Origin of the sequence: Hydrogenophaga sp. (genome assembly GCF_041633695.1) — a bacterium.
GTDB lineage: Bacteria > Pseudomonadota > Gammaproteobacteria > Burkholderiales > Burkholderiaceae_C > Hydrogenophaga.
Genome location: NZ_JBFJMY010000394.1, coordinates 1 through 3,901 on the forward strand (window position 1 = coordinate 1; position 3,901 = coordinate 3,901).

Below are 3,901 nucleotides of genomic sequence, written 5' to 3' on the forward strand. Positions count from 1 at the left end.
GCGCCAGGCCTTTGCCGATGGCATCGCCTGGGGCGACGCCAAACAGTTGCTATTCGAGCGCCTGGACAAAGAAATCGCCCCCTTGCGTGCGGTCTACGACGACCTGATCCAACACCCGGCCCACATCGAAAAAACCCTGTTGGCGGGCGCCGAAAAAGCACGTGCCGTGGCCACGCCGTTCACCGCTCGCCTGCGCCACGCGGTGGGGCTGCGACCACTGGGCAGCCTGGCCGAAAAGCCCGCTGCAGCCAAGACAGAGAAAATCGTGGCCCCCAGCTTCAAGCAATACCGGGAAGCCGATGGGCAGTTCTATTTCAAGCTGCAAGACGCCAAAGGCCTGCTACTGCTGCAAAGCGTCGGTTTTGTGTCTCCCAAAGAGGCGGCTGGCACCATCAGCGAACTCAAGCGGCTCGGGTCGGCCGCGCTGCCGAGCCTGCAAAAGCAGGTGGCGGTACAGGCCGACGCCGAAGCCGTGACCCAAGCGCTGGATTTTTTCCTGCAGGAAACTGTGGACAAAAACGCGTGAATCCGTTGGTACACGCCACCGCCTCGGCGGTTCAATTGAGGTCTTAAGGCCCAATATCCCCTCGGTAAAACCGCTTTTTCTTATCGCCAAATACTGATGATAGGGATATGCTAGTCACCATAACCTCCATTCACTACCGCCTCTTCATCCATGAGCATCTTTGTCATTGACGACCATCCGCTGATGCGCGAAGCCATCGTCATGCTGCTTCGGCGCCTGCGCGCCTCTTCACAAGTTGTGGAATTGGAGCGCCTGGCTTCGGTCAACAAGGCCATCCTCGAACACGGGGATCCTGAACTGGTTTGCCTGGACCTGAAACTGCCCGACACCAACGGCGTTTCGGGCGTGCGTGAAATCCGTCAAATGCTGCCCGACACCACCTTGATCGTGTTGTCGGCCTCGCCCGCCTCCGACTACGAAGACCTGGCACGCGAAGCCGGAGCAGACGCCTACGTGGAAAAGTCGGCCGGCGCGGCCCAGATCGGCAAGGTGTTGCGCGAATTCCTGGCCGACGAGGTGGAAGACGAGAACGCCCCGACCATCCCCGAAAAGCTCTCCAAACGCCAGAAGCAGTTGCTGGTCATGCTGGACCGGGGCTTGAGCAACCGCGACATTGCGGAAGCCTTGCAGATCAGCGAACACACGGTCAAAGTGCATTTGTGGCGGCTCTTTCGCCGCCTCAACGTCAAGAGCCGTTCCCAGGCCAGCCACCTGGCCCGAACCGCCGGCCTGCTGGATCTCTGAGACGGCGGCCCTGAGCCCATAACCCGCCGCCCGTTGGTGGCGACCTGTGTCGGCGCTCAGTCGTCGGTCATGGGCACGGTGTTGGGCGCGTCCACGTGGTGGTGGGTCTCCAAAGCTTCCTTCTGGGTAAACGAGGGCAACATCACACGAAACACGCTGCCCTTGTTCGCCTTGGACGACAACGAGAGTTGATAGCCCATCAACATGGTGAGCTTGGACACGATGGTCAGCCCCAGGCCCAGGCTGTCCTCGGTGCCCTGGTGCTGCGAGACGCGAAAAAACTCCTGAAAAATGGCTTGCTGGTGTTCGCGCTCAATGCCCACACCCGTGTCCCAGACCTCAAACACCAGCAAATCTTCGCGCCGCCGCAGCCCCAGCAAAACCCCACCCTTGTAGGTGTGGCGCAAGGCGTTGGACACCAGGTTGCCCAATATGCGCCGCAAAACCACCGGGTCGGCCCATATGGTGATCGGACTGGCGCGGGTGCGCAGCTTGAGCGACTTGGCTGCAGCCACCGGCTCGAACTGCATGACCAGATCGGCCAACAATTTCTGCACCTCCACATGTTGCAGACGGACCTTGTAGTTGCCGGCATCGATCCGGGTCAGGTCGAAGAGCGAATCAAACAGTTCGTTGATGGCCCGCGTGGACTGCAAGATGCGCGGCGCGATCTCTCGCCCCATTTCGGGCTCCGACGCCAGCCAGTCTGCGTAGAGGCTCAGCGCATGCACCGGTTGCCGCAGATCGTGGGCCGCAGACGCGAGAAACCGGTTCTTCGTGGCCACCGCGCGCCGGGAAGCCCGGGTCTGCTGCGTCAGTGAATCGATCAGTTCCTGGTTGGAAAATTGCAGCTCGAACGAAGAGCGGTACACCAGATGCAAGCGTTTGCCCGCCGAGATCAAAAGCCACCAGAACATCAGCAGCAAAGCCACCAAGACCCCGCCATTGCGCAGTGCGTCAGGCGCATCCGCTGCGACGACCGTATTGACGACCAGGCTCAGCAGCACAGACAGCATCAAGGCATGGACATACCGTCGGAACACCGGCAAGTAGGCGCTGAAGGCCGTCAGCGTGAGCAAGCTGTGGCCCATCACGAACAAGCCACACAAAAATTGCGTCGCGATATCCGCCTGCCGGTAGGTGAGAAATATGGATCCGCCCCACACTGCGGCGACCACCCACCAGCTCCACTGGTAGCGCTGGATAAAAGCCATGCGCTGCGGGCCTTCGACGCTGTCGTACTGCAAACGGTAGATGCCGATCAGGCGGTAGCGAAACACCAGCGTGGCCAGCATCACCCCCACCCAGACCCCCACCTCCACCCGGTTGAAGGGATCGAGCATCAAGAACACGAGCACAGGCAGCGACAAGGTGGCCGCGATCAAGGCGGGCACCAGGTTGTCCATCAGTGCGCCAATGAGCTGTGAAGTCACCCACTGCTCCCGCAGCTCTGGCGAGGCAGGCATGTGCTGGTGGGTGGCGGGCTGGGTATCAACAAGCATGGCGGTAACAAAGCATGTGGTGATCCATTGTCGCATCGCAAAAAGAGCGGGACGCCACGCCAATACCCGCTCCGTCTCCTGCTAGAATCTGAGGCTTCGAACACAGGAGAGGTGGCAGAGTGGTCGAATGTACCTGACTCGAAATCAGGCGTACCGTAAGGTACCGAGGGTTCGAATCCCTCCCTCTCCTCCAAGAAAAAAAGCCCCGACCTTCGGGGCTTTTTGCTGGGCGCGAGCTGGACTCAGTCCAGACTCAGGCGCTGAACGCCGCCCATGTAGGGCCACAGCACCTCCGGCAGGGTCACGCTGCCATCGGCTTGCTGGCCGTTTTCCAGCACCGCCACCAGGGCACGCCCCACCGCCAGGCCCGAGCCGTTCAGCGTGTGTACCAGCTCGTTCTTGCCTTGCGCATTCTTGTAGCGGGCCTGCAAACGCCGGGCTTGAAAGGCCTCGCAGTTGGAGATCGAGCTGATTTCGCGGTAAACGCCTTGCGCCGGCACCCACACCTCCAAGTCGTAGGTTTTGCTGGCGCCAAAGCCCATGTCGCCAGTACACAGGTTCATGACCCGGTAGGGCAAGCCCAGCTTCTGCAAAATCGCCTCGGCGTGGCCTGTCATCGCCTCCAGAGCCTCGTAGCTGGTATCGGGGTGCACGATTTGCACCATCTCGACCTTGTCGAACTGGTGTTGACGGATCATGCCGCGCGTGTCCCGCCCGGCGCTACCGGCTTCGGAGCGGAAACACGGCGTGTGTGCCGTGAGCCGGATCGGCAGCTCGGCCTGCGCCAGCACGGTGTCGCGCACCGAGTTGGTCAGCGTCACTTCCGAAGTCGGAATCAGGTACAGCGCCTGGGTGTCGGGCACGGCCTCGCCGTCTTGTCCGCCCTTTTTCACCGCAAACAAATCGGCTTCGAATTTGGGCAGCTGGCCCGTGCCACGCAGGGTTTCGGCGTTGACGATGTAGGGCGTGTAGCACTCGGTGTAGCCATGCTCCTGGGTTTGCACGTCCAGCATGAACTGGGCCAAGGCACGGTGCAAACGGGCGATGGGGCCGCGCAGGAAGCAAAAGCGCGCGCCCGCAAGCTTGGCACCGGTGTCAAAGTCGAGTCCGAACTTTTCCCCGATGTCCA

At 61.2% G+C, this 3,901-nt stretch carries 3 protein-coding genes, 1 tRNA gene and 1 pseudogene; 3 read left to right on the forward strand and 2 right to left on the reverse strand.

Going from position 1 to position 3,901, the window contains the following annotated elements; translation table 11 throughout:
- Positions 1-526 (forward strand): annotated as a pseudogene (locus tag ABYB95_RS18765) (tryptophan--tRNA ligase); the annotation flags it as partial.
- Between the two features lie 150 nt (positions 527-676).
- A complete protein-coding gene (locus tag ABYB95_RS18770) occupies positions 677-1,270 on the forward strand; it encodes a LuxR C-terminal-related transcriptional regulator (RefSeq protein WP_372660298.1) in 594 nt (197 codons plus the stop codon).
- Between the two features lie 56 nt (positions 1,271-1,326).
- Here the strand turns inward: ABYB95_RS18770 and ABYB95_RS18775 are convergent, their stop codons facing one another.
- The gene (locus ABYB95_RS18775) at positions 1,327-2,772 is read right to left on the reverse strand and encodes a sensor histidine kinase (RefSeq protein WP_372660302.1); all 1,446 of its coding nucleotides are present in this window, start codon (positions 2,770-2,772) and stop codon (positions 1,327-1,329) included.
- Positions 2,773-2,877: 105 nt separating this feature from the next.
- Between ABYB95_RS18775 and ABYB95_RS18780 the strand changes: the two genes are divergently transcribed.
- Positions 2,878-2,965: transfer RNA gene (locus ABYB95_RS18780), tRNA-Ser, on the forward strand.
- A gap of 49 nt (positions 2,966-3,014) precedes the next feature.
- On the opposite strand, the gene serS is transcribed toward ABYB95_RS18780, so the two are convergent.
- A partial coding sequence (gene serS, locus ABYB95_RS18785) for a serine--tRNA ligase (protein WP_372660305.1) occupies positions 3,015-3,901 on the reverse strand: 887 nt, incomplete at its 5' end.